This window comes from Enterobacter sp. BIDMC 27 (assembly GCF_000534415.1).
Taxonomy (GTDB): domain Bacteria; phylum Pseudomonadota; class Gammaproteobacteria; order Enterobacterales; family Enterobacteriaceae; genus Enterobacter; species Enterobacter hormaechei_C.
In genome coordinates, this window is sequence record NZ_KI973178.1 from 3,167,276 (window position 1) to 3,189,316 (window position 22,041).

Sequence of the window (22,041 nt, forward strand, 5' to 3'; positions counted from 1 at the left end):
GAGGTGATGTTACAGGTTAGCGAACTGAATCAGTACTACGGCGGAAGTCATATTCTGCGCGGGGTGAGCTTTGAGGCGGTCGTCGGGGAAGTTACCTGCCTGCTGGGGCGCAACGGGGTGGGCAAAACCACGCTGCTGAGGTGCCTGATGGGGCTGATCCCGGTGAAAGGCGGGGAGGTGGTCTGGCAGGGAAAGAGCATCACTCACAGTAAACCGCACCAGCGGGTGCAGTCCGGCGTGGCGTATGTTCCGCAGGGGCGGGAGATTTTTCCGCGTCTGACCGTAGAAGAAAACCTGCTGATGGGGCTGTCACGCTTCTCCGCGGGAAACGCAAGGAGCGTACCGGAGGAGATTTGGCAGCTTTTCCCGGTGCTGAAGGAGATGAAGCACCGACGCGGAGGCGATCTTTCCGGTGGTCAGCAGCAGCAGCTGGCGATAGGTCGCGCGCTGGCGAGCCGTCCACGGTTACTGATTCTGGATGAACCCACGGAAGGTATTCAGCCGTCGGTGATTAAAGAGATTGGGCAGGTGATCCGCAGCCTGGCGAACCGGGGGGATATGGCCATCCTGCTGGTGGAGCAGTTTTATGATTTTGCGGCAGAGCTGGCCGACAGCTATCTGGTGATGTCGCGCGGCAGCATCGTCCAGCAGGGGCGCGGGGAGAACATGGAGCAGGAGGGCGTTCGCGGGCTGGTTGCGATCTGAAATGTTATAATATAACATCCTCATTCTTATAAAACGGAATGAGGATTTTGCTGTGGCTGCACAACTTGCAAAAATTGCGCTGACTCTGGGAACGCTGCTGGTAAGCGGCTCGCTTTTTGCCCATTCGCACGGTCATCAGATGACAGAGGCGGAACAGAAGGCGGCAAACGGCGTCTTTGAGGATAAAGACGTCAGGGACAGGAAGCTGTCTGACTGGGACGGGACCTGGCAGTCCGTTTATCCGTTCCTGCTTGATGGTTCACTGGATCCGGTTTTCGAAAAGAAAGCGCAGAAGGGAGAAAAATCCGCTGCCGAGGTGAAGACCTACTACCGCAAGGGGTACGCGACGGACGTGGACGCCATCGGCATTGAAAACAACGTGATGGAATTCCACCGAGGCAAAACGGTGAGCAGCTGCCGCTACGACTACAGCGGCTACAAAATTCTGACCTATGCGTCGGGGAAAAAAGGCGTGCGCTACCTGTTTGAATGCAAGGATAACGCGAGCCAGGCGCCTAAGTTTGTGCAGTTCAGCGACCATATCATCGGGCCGAAAGCCTCTTCACACTTCCATATCTTTATGGGCAACACCTCCCACGAGGCGCTGCTGAAAGAGATGGATAACTGGCCGACCTACTACCCGAATGAGATGTACAAAGAGCAGGTGGTGGAGGAGATGTTGCACCACTAGGGTGTTGGTTTTGCCGGGTGACGGCTTCGCCTTACCCGGCTTACGATTAGGGTTTTGTCGGTCGGGTAAGCGCAGCGCCACCCGACACGCTATCTTCACTTTTCACGCGCATCCCGCGCAATATCATCAGCCAGGCCGCAATGATGGCGGCCATCATAATGATAAATAATGACCAGTGCGGCAGATGGGTCAGGATGAGCCCGGTGATCATCGGGTTCGCCGCCGCGCCGAGCCAGCCCAGCGCCTGGGCGGAGAAATAGCTCGCCTTCATGCCCGGCGGGGCGATATTGTCGATCAGCATGTATTCACCCGGTGCATAAATAATTTCACCCAGGGTGAAAATCGCCGCCGCGATCCCCCAGTAAATCAGGTTCTCGCCGGAAAGCATAAACCCGCCCAGCCCGAGGATGAAAAAAAGCGTCGCGGCGGTCATTAGCGGACGGATATTGCTGGCGGTGATCTTACGTCCAAGCGCGTATTGCAGGGTGACGACCACCGCCGCGTTGACGGGCAGCACAACGGCCACCACCTTTTCTGCGAAATCACTGTCCGCATGTGCGGCGAGGACATACTGGGAAATGCAGGTGGCGAACGATCCACCCACATACGACGCCAGCAGGCCGGAGAGCGTGTACCAGAACAGCGCCCGGTCTTTCAGCAGCACCGAGGGCTGCCATGGCATTTTCTCCTCAGGGCTGTCTGAGGCTATGCTTTTCTGCACAAAGAAATGGATAAACCCGAGCGGCAGTGCGGCGCAGAAGGCGGCCAGCCAGAACGGCAGTTGTAGGCTGTACATCACCAGCAGGGTGCCGATCGGCGGCCCGATCGTCCAGCCAATGTTCAGGAAACTGTAGTTGAGTGAGAAAACGCGCGCCTTTTCGCTGGAGGTCAGCACGTCGGCAAACCATGCTTTCAGCACCGTTGAGAAGACGGAATAGGCGCAGTTAATCAGGGCAAAGAACAGCACCACCAGCGTCACGTTATTCACCAGCGGAATCGCCACAAACCCGGCGATAAAGGCTACGATAGCGATCAGCATATAGCGTTTTTTGTCGAACTTATCCGCCAGGATGCCAAACCCCAGGCTAAACACCACGCCGATGGTCAACGCCACGGTAAGGGCATAGCCAATATTCTCCACGCTCATATCGTACACGCGTGTGAGATATATGGTCATAAAGGGCAGCGTTGCCCCGCGGCCAATTGTTAATAACAATGACGATGCCAGCAGCGCTGCGGTTGAGCGCCTGATTGATGGTTTCATTTTCCTGCCCGACAAATGCTTATGCTTTTTTTGTTGTGTTATTACAGGATTATCATGGGATCGGCAGCTTGTATAGCACCCAATTTATCCGCAGGTGCTTCTCTCCAGTACCAGAATTAATGATCTTCTCGCGGGGCTATTTTTTCTGTTACCTTGAAGTGTTTACAAAATTTTAATAATTCAGGGGCGGAAAATGACGCGGAAAGACGGGCTGTTAGCGTTGCTGGTTGTCGTGGTGTGGGGACTCAATTTTGTGGTCATCAAAATGGGGTTGCACAACATGCCTCCACTGATGCTGGCGGGGCTGCGCTTCCTGCTGGTGGCCTTCCCGGCGCTGCTGTTCGTTGCCCGCCCGAAAATTCCCCTTAAGCTGCTGCTGGGCTACGGCCTTACCATCAGCTTTGGTCAGTTTGCGTTTCTTTTTTGCGCCATCAAATTCGGTATGCCTGCGGGCCTGGCTTCGCTGGTGCTTCAGGTGCAGGCGTTCTTTACCATCATTCTCGGCGCATTTGTCTTCGGCGAACGCTTGCAGGGCAAGCAGCTGGCGGGCATTAGCCTTGCGGTCTTTGGCGTGCTGGTGCTGATTGAAGGCAGCCTCAACGGTCAGCATGTCGCGCTGCTGGGCTTTATGCTCACCCTGGCGGCGGGGCTGAGCTGGGCGTGCGGCAATATCTTTAACAAACTGATAATGCAGCACGAGACGCGTCCGCCGGTCTTATCGCTGGTGGTCTGGAGCGCATTGATCCCAATCGTGCCGTTTATGGCCGCGTCGTTTATTCTGGATGGTCCGCAGGCGATGTTGAAAAGCCTGGTGGAGATCGACCTGACGACCATTTTGTCGCTGATCTACCTGGCGTTAGTCGCCTCAATCATTGGCTATGGTATCTGGGGATCGCTGCTCGGACGCTATGAAACCTGGCGTGTGGCGCCGTTATCGCTGCTGGTACCGGTGGTCGGGCTTGCCAGCGCCGCACTGTTGCTGGATGAAACGCTCAGCGCGCTGCAACTGTGTGGCGCAGGGCTGATTATGGCCGGGCTGTATATCAACGTCTTTGGCTTGCGGGTGCGTCGGGCAACGCAGGTGCGGGGTTAAGGCAGAAAAAAGCCCCGCATTAGCGGGGCAAAAACGAATTACAGGTCGTGGTTGTAATACGGCACGCCTAATTCGTCGGATTTGTCGCTGCCAGCGCCCATGTGATTGAAGTCCCAGGGCGACTGGTTTTGCGTGGACGGCATAATCATGGTGTCACGATTATTTTGCTGCCCCGCATTGGGGGTTTGCTCCGCGAAGCTCTGGCCGGAAACCAGCACCAGCAAGGTGAGGGCGGCGGAGGCGATGAATTTCATGATTTCCTCGGTTACGTCTTAACAGGCGATGATTAACTGCAATGTTTTAGCGGATACAGATAACGGGATTCACCCGGCATACTGGTAATACGGTACTTATGAGGCGGCACGTCAAAGTAGTTCTTGAACGTACGCGTCAGGGTCTGTTGCGATTCAAATCCGTAGCGTTCCGCCAGATAGAGGATCGGCTCATTGCTTTCTTTCAGTTTTTGGGCAATCTCCGTCAGCTTGCGGCTGCGAATATATTGTCCTAATGAATGGCCGGTCTCTTTTTTAAACATCCGTTGCAGGTGCCATTTTGAGTAACCTGAACGCTCAGACACTTTCTCAAGAGAGAGTGGAGATTCCAGGTTATCTTCGATCCAGTCCAAAATGCTATGAATGGTGATAGCGTCAGTATTGCGTCTGGACATCGTCATACCTCTTTTTCTGTTTACGGCAGGATTTTCTTGAGTAAGAGCTCAAGCGTTGCCACTTCATCTGCCGATAAGTTTTTTGTCAGTTCCTGGTGCAGTGTTTGTCCTACTAATTGATGACATTGCTCACACATGGCCGCGCCATCGCTGGTCAGTTTCACCAGTACGCCACGTTTGTCATTCGGGTTAGGGCTTCGTTCTATCCATCCTTTACAGACGAGACGATCCAGCATGCGGGTTAACGCACCCAGATCGACAGAGAGCACCTTTTTCAGCTCAACCGGCGTGATACACACTTCGCAGCGAATGGAACACAGCACTTTGAACTGTGTTGCGGTGATATCCAGCGGTGACAGATAGTCATTGAGCAGGCGATCTTTTTTCTGGTTAACCATATGAATTAGACGACCCAGTGGGATTATGTCGTTAAAGAGGTCACTGGTGCTTTTCACAATGGTTGCCCTGGCAAGTAGTTTAGTCACGGCAGATATTATTGCTCAGGCAAGTATAAGTCAACTGAATGAATCGGCCGATGCCACGAAATGCTAAAACGCTTCAGGAACTTATTCTGTACGCTTTTAAATCATACAGATAATCTGGGGTTATGAATTACGCGAGACAATTATGGTTACGCTGTCGGATGGCTCCGGACGAGGATTTGCCCCTATAATTGCGATGTTGAATAAGGATAAGGACTGCGGTGCATTATGTTGGATTTGATTAAAGCAGTGGGGCTTGGACTGGTGGTGTTGCTGCCGCTGGCGAACCCGTTAACGACGGTGGCGCTTTTTCTGGGGCTGGCGGGGAACATGAACAGCGCAGAGCGCAATCAGCAGTCGATGATGGCCTCTGTCTATGTCTTTGCCATAATGATGGTGGCTTATTACGCCGGGCAACTGGTGATGAATACCTTTGGTATTTCGATTCCCGGTCTGCGTATTGCTGGCGGGCTGATTGTGGCCTTTATTGGTTTCCGGATGCTGTTCCCGGCGCATAAAGCGCACGAATCCCCGGAAGCCAAAAGCAAATCGGAAGAGCTTGAAAGCGAACCGAGCGCCAACATCGCGTTTGTGCCGTTAGCCATGCCGAGCACGGCGGGGCCGGGGACGATTGCGATGATCATCAGTTCCGCCTCAACGGTGCGTGATGGGTCGACATTTCCGCACTGGGTTATCACCGTTGCGCCGCCGATCATTTTTGCGCTTATCGCTATTATCGTCTGGGGGTCATTGCGCAGCTCCGGGGCGATTATGCGCTGGGTGGGTAAGGGGGGGATTGAAGCTATCTCCCGACTGATGGGTTTTCTGCTGGTCTGTATGGGCGTGCAGTTTATTATTAACGGCGTGCTGGAGATTGTTAAGACGTATCATTGAGAACGTTGCCGGGTGGCGGCTTCGCCTTACCCGGCCTACTCGCAATGGATATAATTCTTATGAATATAAAGCGATGCGTCTTCTGCAACCACTCCTCTGGCAACGAGAATGGGTATCTATGATTGTCAGACCAAAATGACAGATGAAAGATTCCGTTATCTTGGCGGTGATGAAGAACACGGATATTAATGCTTCGTAGGCCGGGTAAGGCGAAGCCGCCACCCGGCATAACAAACGTCAACCGTGGCTGGACTGTTCTTCCATCGCGACCGGCCATTTACGGAAGATAAGCACCGACCAGATCAGCGCGATCAGCGCCGGAATCGCCCCGAGATAACCAATGGCCGACATCGATACATGCAGGCTGATCTGATTTCCCACCAGCGCACCGGCTCCAATCCCCAGATTAAAAATCCCGGAGAAGAGCGACATCGCTACGTCCGTGGCGTCCGGGGCCAGCGCCAGCACTTTGACCTGCATTCCCAGACCAATAATCATGATTGCCACGCCCCAGAACAGACTGAGGATCGCCAGATGACTCTCGCTGCCTGCCGCAGGCATCAGTAACAGCAGGCATGCCAGCAGCAGACCAATCGCACTGCTTACCAGCGCAGACGCGTGCTTATTGCCCAGCTTCCCGAACAGGATGCTGCCGATAATCCCCGCGCCGCCCAGGATCAGCAGCAGAACGGTGGCAAAGTTAGCGCTAAAGCCCGCCACAACCTGAACAAACGGCTCAATATAGCTGTAGGCCGTGTAATGGGCGGTCACCACAATCACGGTCAGCAGATAGATGCTCATCAGCGCCGGTCGACGCATCAGCAGCGGCAGACTTTTCAGCGAGCCGGAGTGTTCGCTGGGCAGTTTTGGCAGCAGTTTGATCAGACACACCAGGGTGATCAGCGCCCCCATGCCGATGGCAAAGAAGGTGGTGCGCCAGCCGAAGTATTGTCCCACAATGCGCCCGATCGGCAGGCCTAACACCATCGCCAGCGCCGTACCGGTGGCAATCAGGCTCAGCGCCTGGGCGCGTTTTCCCGCCGGAGCCAGACGAATGGCGAGGGACGCGGTGATCGACCAGAAAACGGCATGGGCAAACGCGATGCCAACGCGGCTGATGACCAGTACGGTAAAGTTCCATGCCATAAATGACAGCACATGGCTGGCAATGAACACCACAAACAGCCCAATCAGCAGCTTACGGCGTTCCATCTGGCTGGTCAGCAGCATAAACGGCAGCGACATCAGCGCCACCACCCATGCATAGATGGTCAACATAATGCCAACCTGTGCCGTTTCCATATGGAAGCTGGCGGCGATGTCGGACAACAGCCCAACCGGAACAAATTCCGTGGTGTTGAAAATAAACGCGGCGATGGCGAGCGTGACCACGCGTAGCCACGCGACTCTGCGGGAAACCGTGTGTGTTGTCATAGGGATATCTGGGATTCGTTGCCTGAAAGATGAGGAGACGATCTTAAAGCCTTAAACGGCGAAAACTCAACCGTTATGTGATGTGAATCACAAAATTTACCTTCATGCAGCGGTAGCGAACGGGGTTGTTTTCATCGAAGATAAAGAACAACACAACAAAAACAGGCGGTAACACGATGCAGGAGATTGATTTTTATCTGGTAGATGCGTTCAGCGCGTCCTCCTTTGGCGGCAACCCGGCGGTGGTGTGCCCGCTCGACGCGTGGCTGCCGGATGAGACGTTACTGCGAATGGCACAACAGCATAACCAGTCAGAAACCGCGTTTTTTGTGTGTACCAAAGGGGGGATCGAGTTGCGCTGGTTCACCACGCTCACCGAGGTTAATCTCTGTGGTCACGCGACGCTTGCCGCGGCGTATGTACTGTTTCACGAACTGGATTATCCGGACTCACGCCTTCATTTTGACACCGCCTCTGGTCGCCTGACCGTCAGTCGTGAAGGTGACTGGATGACGCTGGACTTCCCGGCCTGCCCGACGCAGGCACAGACGCCGCCACCGGAGATGCTCACCGCACTCGGTATCAGCCACTACGTCGAGGCGCGAAAAGGCCGCGCCTGGGTGCTGGTACTGGAAAGCCGAGAGCAGGTTGAAGCCCTTAATCCGGATTTCTCCGCCATGACGCCGGGCGAGCATAAAGTGGCCGTCACTGCCCGGGACGAGGGGGAATACGACTTTGTCAGCCGTTTCTTCTCGCCAGGCGTGGCCGTGCCGGAAGATCCTGTCACCGGCTCCGCGCACACCATGCTGATCCCGTACTGGAGTGAACGGCTTGGCAAAACACAGATGTTTGCCCGCCAGGTTTCTGCCCGTGGTGGCGACGTACGCTGCGAACTCAAGGGCGACCGCGTGCGGATGGGCGGGCAGGCGGCACTGTATCTGAAGGGCACAGTATTTCTGCGCTGAACAAATCTAAGAGGAACCAACGATGCAGGAAATTGATTTTTATCTGGTAGATGCCTTCAGCGACAGGGCGTTCGGCGGCAATGCGGCGGCGGTGTGTCCGCTGGAAGCGTGGCTGCCGGATGAGACGCTGCTGAAGATGGCGAAGCAGCATAATCAGTCAGAGACGGCGTTCTTTGTCCGAACGGATAACGGGTTTGAACTGCGCTGGTTTACCACGCAGGATGAAATTAACCTGTGCGGCCACGCAACCCTCGCGGCTTCTCACGTTATTTTCGAATACCTGGATTATCCGCATACGGAAATCACCTTCACCACGCGCTTTGTCGGCGAACTGACGGTACAACGCAGCGGCGACTGGCTGACGCTTAATTTCCCGGCGTGGTCAACCGAGGTTGTCGATACTCCACCCGTGGTGCTGTTCAGCGCGCTGGGCATTAACGCAGCAGACGAGGTGCGTGTGGGGCGTGACTACATGGTGGTGCTCGACAGCCAGCGGCAGGTGGAAGCGCTGACGCCGGATATCGCGGCCATGCTCCCGCTCGGGAAAATGGTCTGCGTTACGGCGCCGGGGGATGAGTATGATTTCGTCAGCCGCTTCTTCTGCCCGGGGGAAGGGGTGCCGGAAGATCCGGTGACGGGATCAGCTCACAGCATGCTGATCCCGTACTGGAGTGAAAAGCTTGGTAAAACGCAGATGTCGGCCCGGCAGGTCTCCTTGCGCGGCGGGGATCTGCGCTGCGAGCTGAAAGGCGACCGCGTGCTGATTGGCGGGCAGGCCACGCTGTATATGAAGGGAAAAATTTTCCTTCGACTCCAGGACTACGTTCATCATTAACAACTGGGCGCTGGTGGCTGACGCTCGTTCAGCAGCGCGATAAACGCCTCAAGCTGGCGGGTCATCGCCCCGCGTCGCCACACCAGCCAGGTGGTGAGCCAGCGCCAGTTTTCCGCCAGCGGCCACGCCGCCACCTGATGATGGCCCGGCATGCTCTCCAGCATGGAGCGGGGCATCAGCGCAATGCCTGCCCCGGCAATCACGCAGGCGAGCATCCCGTGATAGGACTCCATCTCATGGATCCTTCCCGGCGTGACGCGGTCGGCATGGAACCAGCTCTCCAGATGACGCCGGTAAGAACAGTTGGCGCGAAAGGCATACACGTCGCTGCCGCTCACCTGCGTGGCTTTTGATACTTCCGCGTGACCCGCAGGGGTGACCAGCATCATCTCTTCCCGGTAAACCGGCATCCCTTCCAGTTCCGGATGCGAGAGCGGCCCGTCGACAAAGGCGGCGCTGAGCGTCCCCTCAAGCACGCCGTCAATCATCGTACCGGAAGGTCCGGTGGACAACGCAAACTGAATGCGCGGATAGCGCTGGTTAAACCGCGCCAGACTTTCCGGAATGCGTACGGCGGCGGTACTTTCCAGCGCGCCGAGCGAGAATAATCCCTGCGGTTCATCCCCGGCGACGACCATTCGCGCTTCGTCAACCAGCGCCAGGATCTGCTTGCTGTAGCGCAAAAAATTGTGCCCGGCGGGGGAAAGCCGCAGGCGCTGATTCTCGCGAATAAACAGTTCCACGCCGAGATCCGCTTCTAGCTGTCGGATGCGGGTGGTGAGGTTTGACGGCACCCGGTGTACCTTCTGCGCCGCCTGGGTAATGCTGCCGGTCAGTGCGACGGCGTTAAACATCTCAAGCTGTGTTAAGTCCATTCCGTTCTCGATTCGTGAATAAGGTGGTGAGTATTATTCATTTTTAAGAAATAGCAGAGTAGGCCACAATCAATCAACTGTTATTACGTGGAGAACATCATGACCTATTCATCTGCTACCCATGCCCACTCTGTCAACCCGGCTACCGGCGAAACGCTGGCTGCTTACCCGTGGGCAACGTCCGGTGACGTTGAGCGTGCCATTGTGCAGGCGGATATCGGTTTTCGTCAGTGGCGACGCGAAAGCGTGGCGCACCGGGCGCAAAAACTTCGCGATCTGGGTGCGGCGCTGCGTAGTCGTGCGGAAGAGATGGCGCAGACTATCTCCCGGGAGATGGGCAAGCCCATTGTGCAGGCGCGTGCGGAGGTGGCTAAGTCCGCCAGCCTTTGCGACTGGTACGCTGAACACGGCCCGGCGATGCTGCACCCGGAATCTACCCAGGTCGAAAATGCGGTGATTGAGTACCGCCCGCTTGGCCCCGTTCTGGCGGTGATGCCGTGGAACTTCCCGCTCTGGCAGGTGCTGCGCGGTGCGGTGCCGATCCTGCTGGCAGGGAACAGCTATCTGCTTAAACATGCGCCTAATGTGCTCGGCTCGGCGGAGCTGATCGGGAAGGTATTCGCGGATGCCGGTTTCCCGGAGGGGGTCTTTGGCTGGGTGAACGCGACGAATGACGGCGTCAGCCAGGCGATTAACGATCGTCGTATCGCGGCGGTGACCGTAACCGGCAGCGTTCGGGCTGGTGCGGCAATTGGCGCGCAGGCGGGCGCGGCGCTGAAGAAATGCGTGCTGGAGCTGGGTGGTTCCGATCCGTTTATCGTTCTGAACGATGCCGATCTGGATCTGGCCGTCAACGCGGCGGTGGCCGGACGTTATCAGAATACCGGGCAGGTTTGTGCGGCGGCAAAACGCTTTATTGTGGAAGCGGGCGTGGCGGACGCCTTTACCCAACGCTTTGTTGACGCGGTCAAGGCGCTGAAGATGGGCGCACCGGATGAGGAAGATAACTATATTGGCCCGATGGCGCGATTTGATCTTCGCGATGAACTGCATCAGCAGGTGCAGGCTACGCTGGCGGAAGGGGCGACCCTGCTGCTGGGCGGGGAGAAGATGTCCGGGACCGGTAACTATTATGCCCCAACCGTACTCGGCGGCGTCACCCCACAGATGACGGCCTTTCGTCAGGAGCTGTTTGGTCCGGTGGCGGCAATTACCATCGCGAACGATGCGGCGCACGCATTGCAGCTGGCTAACGACAGCGATTTTGGCTTATCGGCGACGGTCTTTACCGCGAACGATGCGCTGGCTGAAACCTTTGCGCGCGAGCTGGAGTGCGGCGGGATCTTTATCAACGGCTACAGCGCCAGCGATGCGCGCGTCGCGTTTGGCGGGGTGAAGAAGAGCGGCTTCGGGCGAGAGCTTTCTCATTTCGGCCTGCATGAGTTCTGTAATGTGCAGACGGTGTGGAAGGATCGCGTCTAGTCTTGTTGCCGGGTAAGGCCAGGCCGCTACCCGGCAATTCACGTTTCCTGTCATTTTTGCGTAATGGTTCTGTCATTTTCGTTTCGTAGACTCGCTCGCGTCTAACGTATTGTTACAGAAGAAAATTATGAACCTAACGCAAATTTTTAGTCGTCTTGCGCCGCGCTTTATCCCTCGTCAGTTTGGCCTGCTGACCGGCATCTTTTGTATTATTGGCCTTTTCTCCGCCCTGCAACTCTCTTCCTCCTTCCTGCTGACCGCCTCCCTGAATGAAGCCCAGCGTAATGAACAGCGCAATCAGCTGGCCTGGCAGCAGCAGAGCAGACTGGATCAGGCCCGTATTTCTCTGCTGGCGGCCAGCGATCTGCTCAACCGCGCTGGTGTGTACTTTATGCAGGATAAAGAGACCGGCTCGGAAGGGAGCTGGCATAGCCTGATGGACGAGGCGCAAAAATCCCTGGTGGCGTCACAGCAGGCATGGCAGGCCTGGCTCGCGCTTAATCCGCCGAAAGACGACGGGCTGGTTAACAGCTATCAGCTGTTTTTCGACGCCATCCGGGAGCAGGCAGAGGGGCTGGTGAAAACCAACAGCATCGACCTCTTTTTCGCCGTACCCGCCCAGGCGTTTCAGACCGATTTTAATGACAATTTTGCACGCTACCAGCAACGGAGTGAGAAGCAGGCGATACAGGGGCGTCAGTCGCTCATGGAACAACTCTCAGGCCTGCAACGGCTGTTCCTGTTTGCGCCACTGGTGCTGCTGACCATTGCCATTGCCGTCTGGTTCGGAATGGCGAAGTGGGTGATATCCCCGCTACGCCGTCTGATTATCCATATTAACCAGCTTGCGGCAGGGGATTTGTCAGGCACGCCGCCTGACGTTGTGCGCTTTAACCGTGAAATCAGCCAGCTCAGCGGCAGTATTACCGCCATGCAGCGCGGGCTCCAGCAACTGGTGACCCAGGTCAGCGAGGCCACTACCTCCATGGTTGAAAATATCGGATCGCTTGCGCAGGGGAATCAGAAGCTTTATCAGCAGTCTACGCGACAGGCCAAAGAGCTGGAGGAGGTGACCGCACACATCGCCGATCTCGAAACCCACGTTGAGGGGAACACGGGTTATGCTAAACTCGCCCGCTCGCGCGCGGATGAAGCCCGACAGGCTGCCGCTGGTGGGGAGCAAATGATGTCAGCGGTGAATGGCTCGATGCAGACGATCGTCGACCGATCCTCAGAGATGCGCGGGATCGTCGCGATGATCGACAGCGTGGCGTTTCAGACCAACATTCTCGCCCTCAACGCTGCCATTGAAGCCGCCCATGCAGGAGAGCAGGGGCGCGGATTTGCGGTGGTTGCCCGGGAAGTGGGGCTGCTGGCCAGAAAAAGCAGTCACTCTACGCAAACCATCCAGGCGCTGATTAACCACTCGCTACAGGGCATTGAAGAAGGTTCTCAGGTGGTAAACCGTCTGGAAGAGAATTTGCAACAGGTCACCGGGCTGGTGGCGAATCTGAGCAGCCTGCTGAATGATATTTCGCTGGCCACCCTGAATCAGGGGGACAGCATTCATCAGATGACCCGTCAGCTTCAGGCGCTGAATCAGGTATCGCGTCGGACAGATGTGCTGGTTAGCGAAGCGTCAAATGCCTCTGAGCGCCTGCATCAGCAGTCCGATCTTTTGTTGCAGGCCGTCTCGCGTTTTCGTCTCCCTGCCTGACGTGACGTATAAGCGTCTGTTATACTCGCTGCCCGTTTTAGCCTGAGGGCAAGGAGCAAAGTGTGGCTGCGGTCATCCATAATGAGATGCTGGACGAGATTCTGGCGCAGGTTCGTCCGTTACTGGGGCAGGGTAAGGTTGCCGATTACATTCCCGCGCTGGCTTCGATCAGCGGTAATAAGCTCGGTATCGCCATTTGTACTGTCGACGGTCAGCGTTTTCAGGCGGGAGACGCGCTTGAGCGCTTTTCGATTCAGTCGATCTCAAAAGTGCTTAGCCTCGTTGCCGCCATGCGCCAGTATGACGAGCAGGAGATCTGGCAGCGGGTAGGCAAAGATCCGTCCGGTCAGCCGTTCAACTCCCTTCTCCAGCTGGAAATCGAACAGGGTAAGCCGCGTAACCCGTTTATTAACGCCGGGGCGCTGGTGGTGTGCGATATGCTGCAAAGCCGGCTGAGCGCGCCGCGCCAGCGGATGCTCCAGATTGTGCGGCAGCTTTCCGGCGTGCAGGACATCGCCTACGATCCGGTGGTAGCGCGCTCTGAGTTTGAACACTCTGCACGTAACGCCGCCATCGCCTGGCTGATGAAGTCCTTCGGCAACTTTCATAATGACGTCGCCACGGTGCTGCAAAACTATTTTCATTACTGCGCGCTGAAGATGAACTGCGTCGAACTGGCGCAGACTTTTCTGTTTCTGGCGCATCAGGGCCATGCCCCGCATCTGGGCGAGAACGTTGTCTCCCCGATGCAGGCCCGGCAGATCAACGCCTTAATGGCAACCAGCGGAATGTATCAGAATGCCGGGGAGTTTGCCTGGCGCGTGGGGCTGCCGGCTAAATCCGGCGTTGGCGGTGGGGTCGTGGCGATTGTCCCTCACGAGATGGCGATTGCCGTCTGGAGCCCGGAACTGGACGAGACCGGAAATTCACTGGCGGGCGTGGCGGCGCTGGAACAGCTGACCAAACGCCTTGGACGGTCCGTATACTGATGTCCACGTTAGATCCTCTGTTCTCGCGCCTGGCTCGCTCCACGTTCCGTTCACGATTTCATTTAGGGACGAAAGAGCGGCAATACTGCTGGGATAAGGGCGCGGAGACTATCGATAAGCATGCCGCCGATTTTGTCGCCGCGCGGCTGGCGCCTGCACACCCGGTGAATGACGGTAAGCAGACGCCAATGCGCGGCCATCCGGTTTTTATCGCCCAGCATGCCACGGCAACCTGCTGTCGGGGCTGTCTGGCTAAGTGGCACGCTATCCCGCAGGGCGTGCCGCTGAGTGCGCAGCAACAACAGTATATCGTCAACGTAATCCATCATTGGCTGGTCATAGAGGTAAATCGTGCCTCCTGAACTGACAATGTCTCTGTTTAAGCTACGCTTTTACTAATGCTCAGCGTCAGGAGACGTTATGAAGGCACCTCAAATTCCCGTGAATGAAGCGGAGCGCATGAATGCGCTGCGCGAGTCCGGTCTGCTTGAGATCGACAATTACCCCGCGTTTGATCGTCTTACGCGGCTGGCAACACGCTTTTTCAGGGTGCCGCTGGCGATGATTACGCTGGTGGATGACCACGCCGCGATCGTGAAGTCTGCCGACGGCCAGGTACCTGCCACCCAGCCTCGCGATCTCTCGTTTTGTGGTCATACGATCCTGGGTGACGCGCCGCTGGTGGTGAGTGACACGCTGCTGGACGAACGCTTTGCGGATAATCCGCAGGTGGTGGGAGATCCGGGCGTGCGCTTTTACGCCGGTTTCCCGCTGCGTTTACGTGACGGGGCATGCGTGGGATCGTTGTGTCTTATTGATTACGCGCCTCGTGAGTTTACCGCGGCGGATGCCGCCGTACTGGCCGATCTCAGCGCGCTGGCAGAGGATGAATTTGCGGCCGTTAGCGCGGCCACAACCGATGAACTCACGGGGCTGTTTAACCGTCGCGGGTTTAACCAGTTTGCGCAGTTTGCACTGTCGGTTTCGCAGCGTCGGGCAGAACCCTTAACCCTTGGCTGGCTGGATCTGGACCATTTCAAAACCATTAACGATCGCTTCGGACATCAGGAGGGGGACAAAGCTCTGAAAGCGATGGCCGCCCTGATGCGTTCCTCGTTCCGCGAGGCCGATCTGCTGGTACGTTTCGGGGGAGATGAGTTCGCGGTGCTGTTTGCGGATACCGATGAGCCTGGCGCCTGGATCGCGATGCAGTATCTCGTGGAACAAACGGAAAAGTATAACGCGCGTCAGCTACATCCCTGGTCGTTACAGTTCTCCTGGGGGCTGAGCGAGTTCGATCATCACCGCAACGATATGCAGGCATGGCTAAAACACGCGGATGCGCAAATGTACGCCATGAAGCGGCAACACCACGGCGAGAAATGACATAACGAAATCCTATGTCATCACTTATTGCGTTACAAAAATGTTAATAGCAAAGTGGAGAGATTCAACCTAAGGACGCGCAATGAACTCTCCCATGCTGATTAAACCTCTCTCCCGGCAGGACATCCTCACCCACATCGATGCCCTCAACGATATTCTCGTCAACTGTGTCAACGGCGGCGCCTCCGTCAGCTTTATGCTGCCTTTTTCTGCCGGGAAAGCCCAAACCTTCTGGGTCGGCGTCGCAGACAGCGTCGGGCGCGACGAGCGTACCGTCCTGGGCTGTTTTGATGCGGAGCAGGGGCTGGTTGGCACGGTCCAGCTGATCACCGATCAGCCTGAAAACCAGCCGCACCGTGCAGATGTCGCGAAACTGCTGGTTCATGAGAACGCGCGCCGTAAAGGGGCGGCAATGGCGCTGATGGAAGCCCTGGAGGCGGTTGCACGTGAAAAAGCGCTTACGGTACTGGTGCTTGATACCTCAACCGGCAGCGGCGCGGAGACGTTTTACCAGAGAGCAGGCTGGCAAAAGGCGGGGGAGATCCCACGCTACGCCCTGATGCCGAACGGGGACATGACGGCGACCTCGGTGTTCTATAAATTTCTGTGATTATTTTTCACCATCGCATCCTGAGTTGATCCAGACAGGGGTTATGGTCCTGAAGTTTTGATAAGTTATCACACCAATCTTATCAGGCTGTATGACTAATCATAAAGGACCTCCATTGTGAACACACTCAACCGTCGTGATTTCCCCGGTGCGCGCTATCCTGAACGTATCATCCAGTTTGGCGAAGGTAACTTCCTGCGCGCGTTCGTTGACTGGCAAATCGACCTCTTAAACGAGCATACCGATCTCAATGCCGGTGTGGTGATTGTGCGGCCGATCCAGAGCGATTTTCCGCCGTCCCTGAGCACCCAGGATGGTCTGTATACCACGATTATTCGTGGTCTGAATGAGCAGGGGGAAGCGGTAAGCGATGCGCGTCTTATTCGTTCCGTGAATCGTGAAATCAGCGTCTACAGCCAGTACGATGAATTTCTGAAGCTCGCCCATAACCCGGACATGCGGTTTGTCTTCTCCAATACCACGGAGGCGGGGATCAGCTATCACGCGGGGGATAAGTTTGACGATGCGCCAGCTGTCAGCTATCCGGCCAAACTGACGCGTCTGCTGTTCGAGCGCTTTACCCACTTTAACGGGGCAGCGGATAAAGGCTGGATTATCATTCCTTGCGAACTCATCGACTACAACGGCGATGCCCTGCGTGAACTGGTGCTGCGCTATGCACAGGAGTGGGCGCTGCCGGCGGCATTCATTGCGTGGCTGAATGATGCTAACACTTTCTGTTCGACGCTGGTTGACCGCATTGTTACCGGCTATCCGCGTGATGAGGTGGCAGAGCTGGAAGCCGGGCTGGGCTATCACGACAGCTTCCTCGACACGGCGGAACATTTCTATCTGTTTGTTATTCAGGGGCCGAAATCACTTGCAGCTGAACTGCGCCTGGATAAATACCCACTCAACGTCCTGATTGTTGACGATATCAAACCGTATAAAGAGCGTAAGGTGGCGATCCTCAACGGCGCGCACACGGCGCTGGTTCCGGTCGCTTTTCAGGCCGGCCTGGATACGGTAGGGGAAGCCATGAACGACGCGGAAATTTGCGCGTTCGTAGAGAAGGCTATTTATGAGGAGATTATTCCGGTCCTTGATCTGCCGCGCGACGAGCTGCACTCCTTCGCCAGTGCCGTAACGGGGCGTTTCCGTAATCCGTACATTAAGCATCAGCTGCTGTCGATTGCCCTGAACGGGATGACCAAGTACCGCACCCGCATTCTGCCGCAACTGCTGGCAGGGCAGAAGGCGACCGGCAAACTGCCAGCACGTCTGACCTTTGCTCTGGCGGCGCTGATTGCATTTTACCGTGCCGAGCGCAACGGTGAGCGCTATCCGGTGCAGGACGATGCGCACTGGCTTGAACGTTACCAGCAGTTGTGGACGCAACATCACGACAAACAGGTCACTACCCGTGAACTGGTGTCGTCAGTGTTAAGCGTGAGCGAGCACTGGGAACAGGATCTCACTCTGGTGAACGGACTGGTAGACCAGGTTGCGCTGGATCTGGATGCAATTTTAAGCAAAGGCATGCGCGATGCGGTAAAACCGCTCTGCTAATCATAATGCCCGGCGTTGGCCGGGTTTTTTAAAGACCCTATTTAGTTACAACATACTATACGTTCTTTTTTTAAAAAACACATGCAGCACCGTGCGGTTGAGGCTTAACAGGTCAGAAAATGCAATGAACTATTAACATGCTTGCAACCGTGAGGGGGATCACGTTTAATAGCCGCGCTCTTTACTTTTCTGAAGCTGATTATGATTGTTCGTCCTCAACAGCACTGGCTGCAACTGATTTTTGTCTGGCATGGTTCGGTACTTCCCAAAATTTATACCCGACTGCTGCTTAACTTCCTGCTTTCCATCGCCGTGATTGTCATGCTGCCGTGGTACACCTCGCTGGGTATCCGGTTTACCGTCGCGCCGTTCAGCATTCTGGGCGTGGCTATCGCCATCTTCCTGGGATTTCGCAATAACGCCTGTTATTCGCGCTACGTTGAGGCGCGTCTGCTTTGGGGGCAGTTGATGATAGCGGCGCGCTCGCTGTTTCGCGAGGTAAAAAACACCTTGCCGGATGATAAACATCTTGGAGAGTTTGTCCGCCTGCAAATCGCGTTTGCTAACTGTCTGCGTATGACCCTGCGCAGAGAAACCAATGCCGATCAGCTGTCCCGCTATCTGGCTCCTGACGATCTACGCAAAGTGATGGACGCCAACTCGCCGGCGAACCGTATCCTGCTGATCATGGGGGAGTGGCTGGCCGTACGGCGGCGTAGCGGGCACCTTTCAGACATTCTGTTTCACAGCCTTAACAACCGCCTGAATGATATGTCCATCGTGCTGGCTGGCTGTGAGCGTATCGCCAATACGCCAGTCCCGTTTGCCTATACGCTGATCCTGCACCGGACGGTGTATCTGTTCTGCATCATGCTGCCGTTTGCGCTGGTAGTTGATCTGCATTACATGACGCCCTTTGTCTCTGCGCTGATTTCCTACACTTTTATCTCGCTGGATACGCTGGCAGAAGAGCTGGAAGATCCGTTTGGGACGGAAGATAACGATTTGCCGCTGGACGCCATCTGCAACATGATGGAGCGCGATCTGTTGCAGATGAACGATGAAGAGAACATCCCTGAAAGACTGATGCCGGATAAGTATTATCAGCTGACCTGACGGGCATTCCATTCGTCGCGGGTGATTTCCCACAGTTCCGAGTCCAGCATGCCGCTGACGTAGGCTTTCTTCTCCGTCCTGATAAGCCGCATGCCGCTGCTGTCTGAAATACGTCGGGAGCGGCTGTTGGCCGCCGCTTTCGGCGCACGTAACACCGGTTTATTGAGCGTATTAAACCAATAATCCGTTGCCGCAATGCTCGCTTCCCGCATATATCCCTGGTCCTGAAATTCCGGCGCAAGCCAGAAGCCCCGGTTGTTGTCCTCCACGTCATACAGGCAAATCACCCCCATCAGTTCGTCAGGCGCTTCGCGACGGCGAATCGTCCAGAACCACGCAATCCCTTTGGCCATATCGGGTAGTGCAACGTTATTAACATAATTTTCTGCACCGTTTTCCGGGTAGGGCCAGGGGACTGAAGCCACCATATAGCGGACAATTTCCCAGCGCGGATAGCGTTGCTGGATCTGGACGGCATCGGCGGCAACAAGGGGTTTAAGTAATAAGCGTTCTGTCGTAAGCGTGGGTATTGTCATCCGGTGATCTCCATATTTGAGCGTTATCATTTGTTTGGGTTCTGATATTTCATCAATATCACATTCCAGTTGGTCGTGCTTTTGTTATTCAGATTTATCCATAAAGGAGTATGTAATGCCAAGAAAAGCCAGGCCCGAAGAAGCCGAAACACTCTGGCACGTCCGTAACGAAGCGATGCGCCATGGCTGTAAAATCTGTTACGACGCAGAAGTGATTGCGCGCTGGACGTCAGAAAAGATGCCTGAACATTACCGTACCTCCAGGTCGATTTCGTGTTATAGGCCTGCCCATGCAGGAGCTGAACTGCTCCCAAATGGAGCTACGGTTTACGAAGTTCAATAGCTTATTTACATTTGCTTACATAAACTCACTTTCTTTACATTAAGTAATGTAAGATATTTTTTTAGCACAAAATGCAAAACTAAATTAAATGGAGATGATTTATGTCGAATATAAGAGCATTAAGCCTTAATGAGATAGCATTAGTAAGTGGCGGCAATGGAAGCGGTAATTATGAAGGTGCCGGTAGTCGTAACACCAGCTCTAAACCTGGTAATTCAAAAGGAAACAATGGCTCTATTTACAAGGGCGTTGACTCATGCGGCGCAGGAATCATCGGTGGTCTAATCGCCGGCTCTCCTGGGGGGCCAGTGGGTATGACCGCTGGGGTAATTGGTGGAGCTATAGCTGGCCAGTGCACAAAAGATAGTTTTTCAGATCGTGGTAGTAAAGATAAAAGTAATAATTACAACGGCCCCGGACAATGCCGTTGGTAAGTAATTTGAGTTGTGTGTGATAGTAATTTAAAAGCTCATTATAACTGAATGTTATTCTAGGTGTTTCGATATTTAATGATTATTCGAAGTAGTCATGATGAGCTATTGTTTTTGATAAAGTTAATGTAATCACAAGTATCGGGTTAAGCATGAAACAATTTTTAAATTTCCTAATTTACTTATTTTTTTTCATTATCGCATTTACCCTTTTGAAATACGCTGAAGTTCTTGAGTTTGACGAAGTATCACGGCCAGGGATTATATCAAGGTTTCTTATTGCGTTGATTGTATTAATAGCAGTAACTCGATGGGGCGTTAACTTGATGAATAGGTTTAAAAGTAAATAAAGTACACTCCGATAAAAATTGTTGTGTTGCAGAATGGAATCATTACAAATGTTCACTGAAGTTAAAGTGCATGATATCAAAAAATGATTACGATATCATAGCCATATTTGTTGATTCTTATATAAAATATGAATTAATAATAGGTTGAACATGATAATCTTTAGGCATGTCTATCCATTCATTTATAGTAAGAAAAACGTGATTGTTCTTTTTATTGCGTCTGTTATCTCAATAATAATTACGTTATCGCCATCCATAACCCTCCGCTATCTTACTCTCGATGTGTCATTTTTCTTATTGTTTATTGCGGAATTTTCAATTGCATTTTTCTTGTATATTTTTTACTTAAGGAAGTTGGATGGTTTTAAATTACGCCCAAGTAGAGATTTAGCTTCAATAAAATTTTCTATTGTTGTGTTGTTTGTCATTTTGCTGGTTCAGTATAATGTTTATCTTTACAGGGATAATTTATATCATTATGGACCTTCCCATATTAGTTTTATAGCATTTATAATAGCCACCTTCGTAGTCCCATATTATGAGGAGATTATATACAGGGGCTGTATCTTCGGTGTTTTCCACTCAATTTTTAATAAAAAGTATATTATCCCATGTATATTGACTTCATTGTCTTTTTGTCTGATGCATGGACAGTATTATAACATTTTAGATCAATCCATTCTTTTTTTGGTGTCAATATTGCTATTAATAGTTAGAATAAGAAGCAGAGGGCTTTTTTATCCTATTATAATTCATTCGTGCATGAATGCTTTTGTTTTGTCGTTAAATTTTTGAAGGGTATTTGGGATATGAATATCTTCAGGGAAGAGGCTTTAAATCATCAAACAGATTCTGATTATGGTGAGATTGTTTTACCTGCGTCATTCGGTTTATCAGTAAGCGCACTCACAACGTTATTCATATTTCTGTGCCTGATACTCTTTATTCTTTATGGTAGCTATACACGTAAGGCTCACCTTTCCGGAATCGTTATGCCCTCATCCGGGCTGGTAAAAATCACTCCTCAATATGCTGGCTACGTAACCAAATTGACCGCCTCAGAAGGTCAACACATTATTGCCGGTGAGACTCTTTATCATATCAGCGGTGAACATTTCAACGAACAGGGGGCAGGTACACTCGCTGCTATAAGACTTTCCCTACAAACTCAGTTTACAATGCTGACTTCTCAACAGACCCTGGAATTGCGTGACAACAGTCAGCAGCAGCATGCCATACAACAGCGAATAGTTTCCCTGAAACCTCAGGTTAAAAGTGCAGAAAAGCGTCTGTCACTTGCCGTGCATCAGGCTGCGCTGGCCGTGTCTGTTATGGAGCGCTATAAGAAACTTGCTGATACGCATTACGTATCAGATATCGAATACCAGCAGAAGCAGATTGACGTTTCAACGTCACAGCAAAACGTTGAGGATCAGCGTCAGGGGCTTCTGCAACTGCACACCGCGATGGAGGCTGCTAAAGACGACCTTGACCATCTCATCGTTCAGGGTGAAAGCCGGAAGGCTGAAATGGACAGGCAGTTGCAGGTGATCAGGCAACAGCAGGACGAACTGGCAGGTAAGGAAAATTTCACGCTGACTTCACCG

General features: G+C 53.9%; 23 protein-coding genes and 1 pseudogene. 17 read left to right on the forward strand and 7 right to left on the reverse strand.

Translation table 11 applies throughout. From position 1 onward, the window contains the following. The first annotated feature begins 6 nt into the window (after positions 1–6). Positions 7–705 (forward strand): urea ABC transporter ATP-binding subunit UrtE, encoded by a 699-nt coding sequence (gene urtE, locus L463_RS07755; RefSeq protein WP_032103021.1) that lies wholly within the window; start codon positions 7–9, stop codon positions 703–705. A gap of 52 nt (positions 706–757) precedes the next feature. Beyond that, a complete protein-coding gene (zinT, locus tag L463_RS07750) occupies positions 758–1,396 on the forward strand; it encodes a metal-binding protein ZinT (protein ID WP_023296607.1) in 639 nt (212 codons plus the stop codon). A gap of 46 nt (positions 1,397–1,442) precedes the next feature. Here zinT and ydeE read toward each other — a convergent pair whose 3' ends face one another. Beyond that, complete coding sequence (ydeE, locus tag L463_RS07745) at positions 1,443–2,660, reverse strand: efflux MFS transporter YdeE (protein ID WP_017383985.1); 1,218 nt, start codon at positions 2,658–2,660, stop codon at positions 1,443–1,445. A gap of 193 nt (positions 2,661–2,853) precedes the next feature. Between ydeE and eamA the strand changes: the two genes are divergently transcribed. Then, positions 2,854–3,753, forward strand: a complete 900-nt coding sequence (gene eamA, locus L463_RS07740; RefSeq protein ID WP_023303725.1) for an O-acetylserine/cysteine exporter — start codon at positions 2,854–2,856, stop codon at positions 3,751–3,753. A 38-nt stretch (positions 3,754–3,791) separates the two neighbouring features. On the opposite strand, the gene marB is transcribed toward eamA, so the two are convergent. From marB to marR, 3 genes are read right to left on the reverse strand one after another with little or no spacing between them, the layout of a single operon-like run. Next, positions 3,792–4,007, reverse strand: coding sequence for a multiple antibiotic resistance protein MarB (gene marB, locus L463_RS07735; protein WP_015570538.1), 216 nt, complete (start codon positions 4,005–4,007; stop codon positions 3,792–3,794). Positions 4,008–4,039: 32 nt separating this feature from the next. Continuing rightward, positions 4,040–4,420, reverse strand: a complete 381-nt coding sequence (gene marA, locus L463_RS07730) for an MDR efflux pump AcrAB transcriptional activator MarA (protein WP_001303241.1) — start codon at positions 4,418–4,420, stop codon at positions 4,040–4,042. Positions 4,421–4,440: 20 nt separating this feature from the next. Next, a complete protein-coding gene (gene marR, locus L463_RS07725) occupies positions 4,441–4,875 on the reverse strand; it encodes a multiple antibiotic resistance transcriptional regulator MarR (protein WP_017383983.1) in 435 nt (144 codons plus the stop codon). A gap of 255 nt (positions 4,876–5,130) precedes the next feature. Here marR and L463_RS07720 point away from each other — a divergent pair, with 255 nt between their 5' ends. Beyond that, on the forward strand, positions 5,131–5,796 hold the full coding sequence (locus tag L463_RS07720; RefSeq protein ID WP_003857180.1) for a MarC family NAAT transporter: 666 nt from the start codon (positions 5,131–5,133) through the stop codon (positions 5,794–5,796). Positions 5,797–6,033: 237 nt separating this feature from the next. Here L463_RS07720 and L463_RS07715 read toward each other — a convergent pair whose 3' ends face one another. Then, on the reverse strand, positions 6,034–7,230 hold the full coding sequence (locus L463_RS07715; RefSeq protein WP_023296611.1) for a sugar transporter: 1,197 nt from the start codon (positions 7,228–7,230) through the stop codon (positions 6,034–6,036). A gap of 176 nt (positions 7,231–7,406) precedes the next feature. Here L463_RS07715 and L463_RS07710 point away from each other — a divergent pair, with 176 nt between their 5' ends. Both L463_RS07710 and L463_RS07705 read left to right on the forward strand, forming a co-directional pair. Further along, positions 7,407–8,195, forward strand: coding sequence for a PhzF family phenazine biosynthesis protein (locus L463_RS07710; RefSeq protein WP_017693433.1), 789 nt, complete (start codon positions 7,407–7,409; stop codon positions 8,193–8,195). Between the two features lie 22 nt (positions 8,196–8,217). Then, complete coding sequence (locus L463_RS07705; protein WP_032673217.1) at positions 8,218–9,030, forward strand: PhzF family phenazine biosynthesis protein; 813 nt, start codon at positions 8,218–8,220, stop codon at positions 9,028–9,030. Here L463_RS07705 and L463_RS07700 read toward each other — a convergent pair. After that, the gene (locus L463_RS07700) at positions 9,027–9,905 is read right to left on the reverse strand and encodes a putrescine utilization regulator PtrR (RefSeq protein WP_017382364.1); all 879 of its coding nucleotides are present in this window, start codon (positions 9,903–9,905) and stop codon (positions 9,027–9,029) included. The two genes, L463_RS07705 and L463_RS07700, sit on opposite strands and share 4 nt — an antisense overlap. 99 nt (positions 9,906–10,004) lie before the next feature. Between L463_RS07700 and sad the strand changes: the two genes are divergently transcribed. From sad to L463_RS07660, 8 genes are all read left to right on the forward strand, one after another. Next, positions 10,005–11,387, forward strand: a complete 1,383-nt coding sequence (gene sad, locus L463_RS07695) for a succinate-semialdehyde dehydrogenase (protein ID WP_032103019.1) — start codon at positions 10,005–10,007, stop codon at positions 11,385–11,387. A gap of 127 nt (positions 11,388–11,514) precedes the next feature. After that, positions 11,515–13,104, forward strand: coding sequence for a methyl-accepting chemotaxis protein (locus L463_RS07690; protein WP_032103018.1), 1,590 nt, complete (start codon positions 11,515–11,517; stop codon positions 13,102–13,104). A 62-nt stretch (positions 13,105–13,166) separates the two neighbouring features. Then, positions 13,167–14,093: a glutaminase B gene (glsB, locus tag L463_RS07685; protein ID WP_032103017.1), complete on the forward strand. Its 927-nt coding sequence runs from the start codon at positions 13,167–13,169 to the stop codon at positions 14,091–14,093. Further along, a complete protein-coding gene (locus tag L463_RS07680) occupies positions 14,093–14,455 on the forward strand; it encodes a DUF4186 domain-containing protein (RefSeq protein ID WP_023296616.1) in 363 nt (120 codons plus the stop codon). The genes glsB and L463_RS07680 overlap by 1 nt, the downstream gene beginning before the upstream one ends. 58 nt (positions 14,456–14,513) lie before the next feature. Next, the gene (locus L463_RS07675; protein WP_023296617.1) at positions 14,514–15,479 is read left to right on the forward strand and encodes a sensor domain-containing diguanylate cyclase; all 966 of its coding nucleotides are present in this window, start codon (positions 14,514–14,516) and stop codon (positions 15,477–15,479) included. A gap of 82 nt (positions 15,480–15,561) precedes the next feature. Then, entirely contained in the window at positions 15,562–16,089 is a 528-nt protein-coding gene (locus tag L463_RS07670) for a GNAT family N-acetyltransferase (protein ID WP_023296618.1), read from the forward strand. A 117-nt stretch (positions 16,090–16,206) separates the two neighbouring features. Further along, positions 16,207–17,658: a tagaturonate reductase gene (locus L463_RS07665; RefSeq protein ID WP_023296619.1), complete on the forward strand. Its 1,452-nt coding sequence runs from the start codon at positions 16,207–16,209 to the stop codon at positions 17,656–17,658. Positions 17,659–17,859: 201 nt separating this feature from the next. Further along, positions 17,860–18,774 (forward strand): bestrophin family protein, encoded by a 915-nt coding sequence (locus tag L463_RS07660; RefSeq protein ID WP_017382358.1) that lies wholly within the window; start codon positions 17,860–17,862, stop codon positions 18,772–18,774. On the opposite strand, the gene L463_RS07655 is transcribed toward L463_RS07660, so the two are convergent. Beyond that, positions 18,762–19,310 carry a GNAT family N-acetyltransferase gene (locus L463_RS07655; RefSeq protein ID WP_032103016.1) on the reverse strand — a complete coding sequence of 183 codons (549 nt, stop codon included), beginning with the start codon at positions 19,308–19,310 and terminating at the stop codon, positions 18,762–18,764. The genes L463_RS07660 and L463_RS07655 overlap by 13 nt on opposite strands. A 444-nt stretch (positions 19,311–19,754) precedes the next feature. On the opposite strand from L463_RS07655, the gene L463_RS24320 reads away from it, so the two are divergent. The 3 genes and pseudogenes from L463_RS24320 to L463_RS0122830 all read left to right on the forward strand — a co-directional run. Further along, positions 19,755–20,087, forward strand: a complete 333-nt coding sequence (locus L463_RS24320; protein WP_071524110.1) for a hypothetical protein — start codon at positions 19,755–19,757, stop codon at positions 20,085–20,087. A gap of 497 nt (positions 20,088–20,584) precedes the next feature. Then, entirely contained in the window at positions 20,585–21,229 is a 645-nt protein-coding gene (locus L463_RS07650; protein WP_032103015.1) for a CPBP family intramembrane glutamic endopeptidase, read from the forward strand. A gap of 14 nt (positions 21,230–21,243) precedes the next feature. Beyond that, a pseudogene (locus tag L463_RS0122830) lies at positions 21,244–22,041 on the forward strand (secretion protein HlyD); the annotation flags it as partial.

Bases quoted from the DNA above. Each gene is read 5' to 3' on its own strand.
- L463_RS07670 (WP_023296618.1), top strand. From the start codon at position 15,562: ATGAACTCTCCCATGCTGATTAAACCTCTCTCCCGGCAGGACATCCTC.
- L463_RS07700 (WP_017382364.1), bottom strand. From the start codon at position 9,905: ATGGACTTAACACAGCTTGAGATGTTTAACGCCGTCGCACTGACCGGC.
- sad (WP_032103019.1), top strand. From the start codon at position 10,005: ATGACCTATTCATCTGCTACCCATGCCCACTCTGTCAACCCGGCTACC.
- L463_RS07680 (WP_023296616.1), top strand. From the start codon at position 14,093: ATGTCCACGTTAGATCCTCTGTTCTCGCGCCTGGCTCGCTCCACGTTC.
- L463_RS07710 (WP_017693433.1), top strand. From the start codon at position 7,407: ATGCAGGAGATTGATTTTTATCTGGTAGATGCGTTCAGCGCGTCCTCC.
- eamA (WP_023303725.1), top strand. From the start codon at position 2,854: ATGACGCGGAAAGACGGGCTGTTAGCGTTGCTGGTTGTCGTGGTGTGG.
- L463_RS07660 (WP_017382358.1), top strand. From the start codon at position 17,860: ATGATTGTTCGTCCTCAACAGCACTGGCTGCAACTGATTTTTGTCTGG.
- ydeE (WP_017383985.1), bottom strand. From the start codon at position 2,660: ATGAAACCATCAATCAGGCGCTCAACCGCAGCGCTGCTGGCATCGTCA.
- L463_RS07715 (WP_023296611.1), bottom strand. From the start codon at position 7,230: ATGACAACACACACGGTTTCCCGCAGAGTCGCGTGGCTACGCGTGGTC.
- L463_RS07675 (WP_023296617.1), top strand. From the start codon at position 14,514: ATGAAGGCACCTCAAATTCCCGTGAATGAAGCGGAGCGCATGAATGCG.
- L463_RS24320 (WP_071524110.1), top strand. From the start codon at position 19,755: ATGTCGAATATAAGAGCATTAAGCCTTAATGAGATAGCATTAGTAAGT.
- urtE (WP_032103021.1), top strand. From the start codon at position 7: ATGTTACAGGTTAGCGAACTGAATCAGTACTACGGCGGAAGTCATATT.
- L463_RS07650 (WP_032103015.1), top strand. From the start codon at position 20,585: ATGATAATCTTTAGGCATGTCTATCCATTCATTTATAGTAAGAAAAAC.
- L463_RS07655 (WP_032103016.1), bottom strand. From the start codon at position 19,310: ATGACAATACCCACGCTTACGACAGAACGCTTATTACTTAAACCCCTT.
- marA (WP_001303241.1), bottom strand. From the start codon at position 4,420: ATGTCCAGACGCAATACTGACGCTATCACCATTCATAGCATTTTGGAC.
- L463_RS07705 (WP_032673217.1), top strand. From the start codon at position 8,218: ATGCAGGAAATTGATTTTTATCTGGTAGATGCCTTCAGCGACAGGGCG.
- L463_RS07690 (WP_032103018.1), top strand. From the start codon at position 11,515: ATGAACCTAACGCAAATTTTTAGTCGTCTTGCGCCGCGCTTTATCCCT.
- L463_RS07720 (WP_003857180.1), top strand. From the start codon at position 5,131: ATGTTGGATTTGATTAAAGCAGTGGGGCTTGGACTGGTGGTGTTGCTG.
- marB (WP_015570538.1), bottom strand. From the start codon at position 4,007: ATGAAATTCATCGCCTCCGCCGCCCTCACCTTGCTGGTGCTGGTTTCC.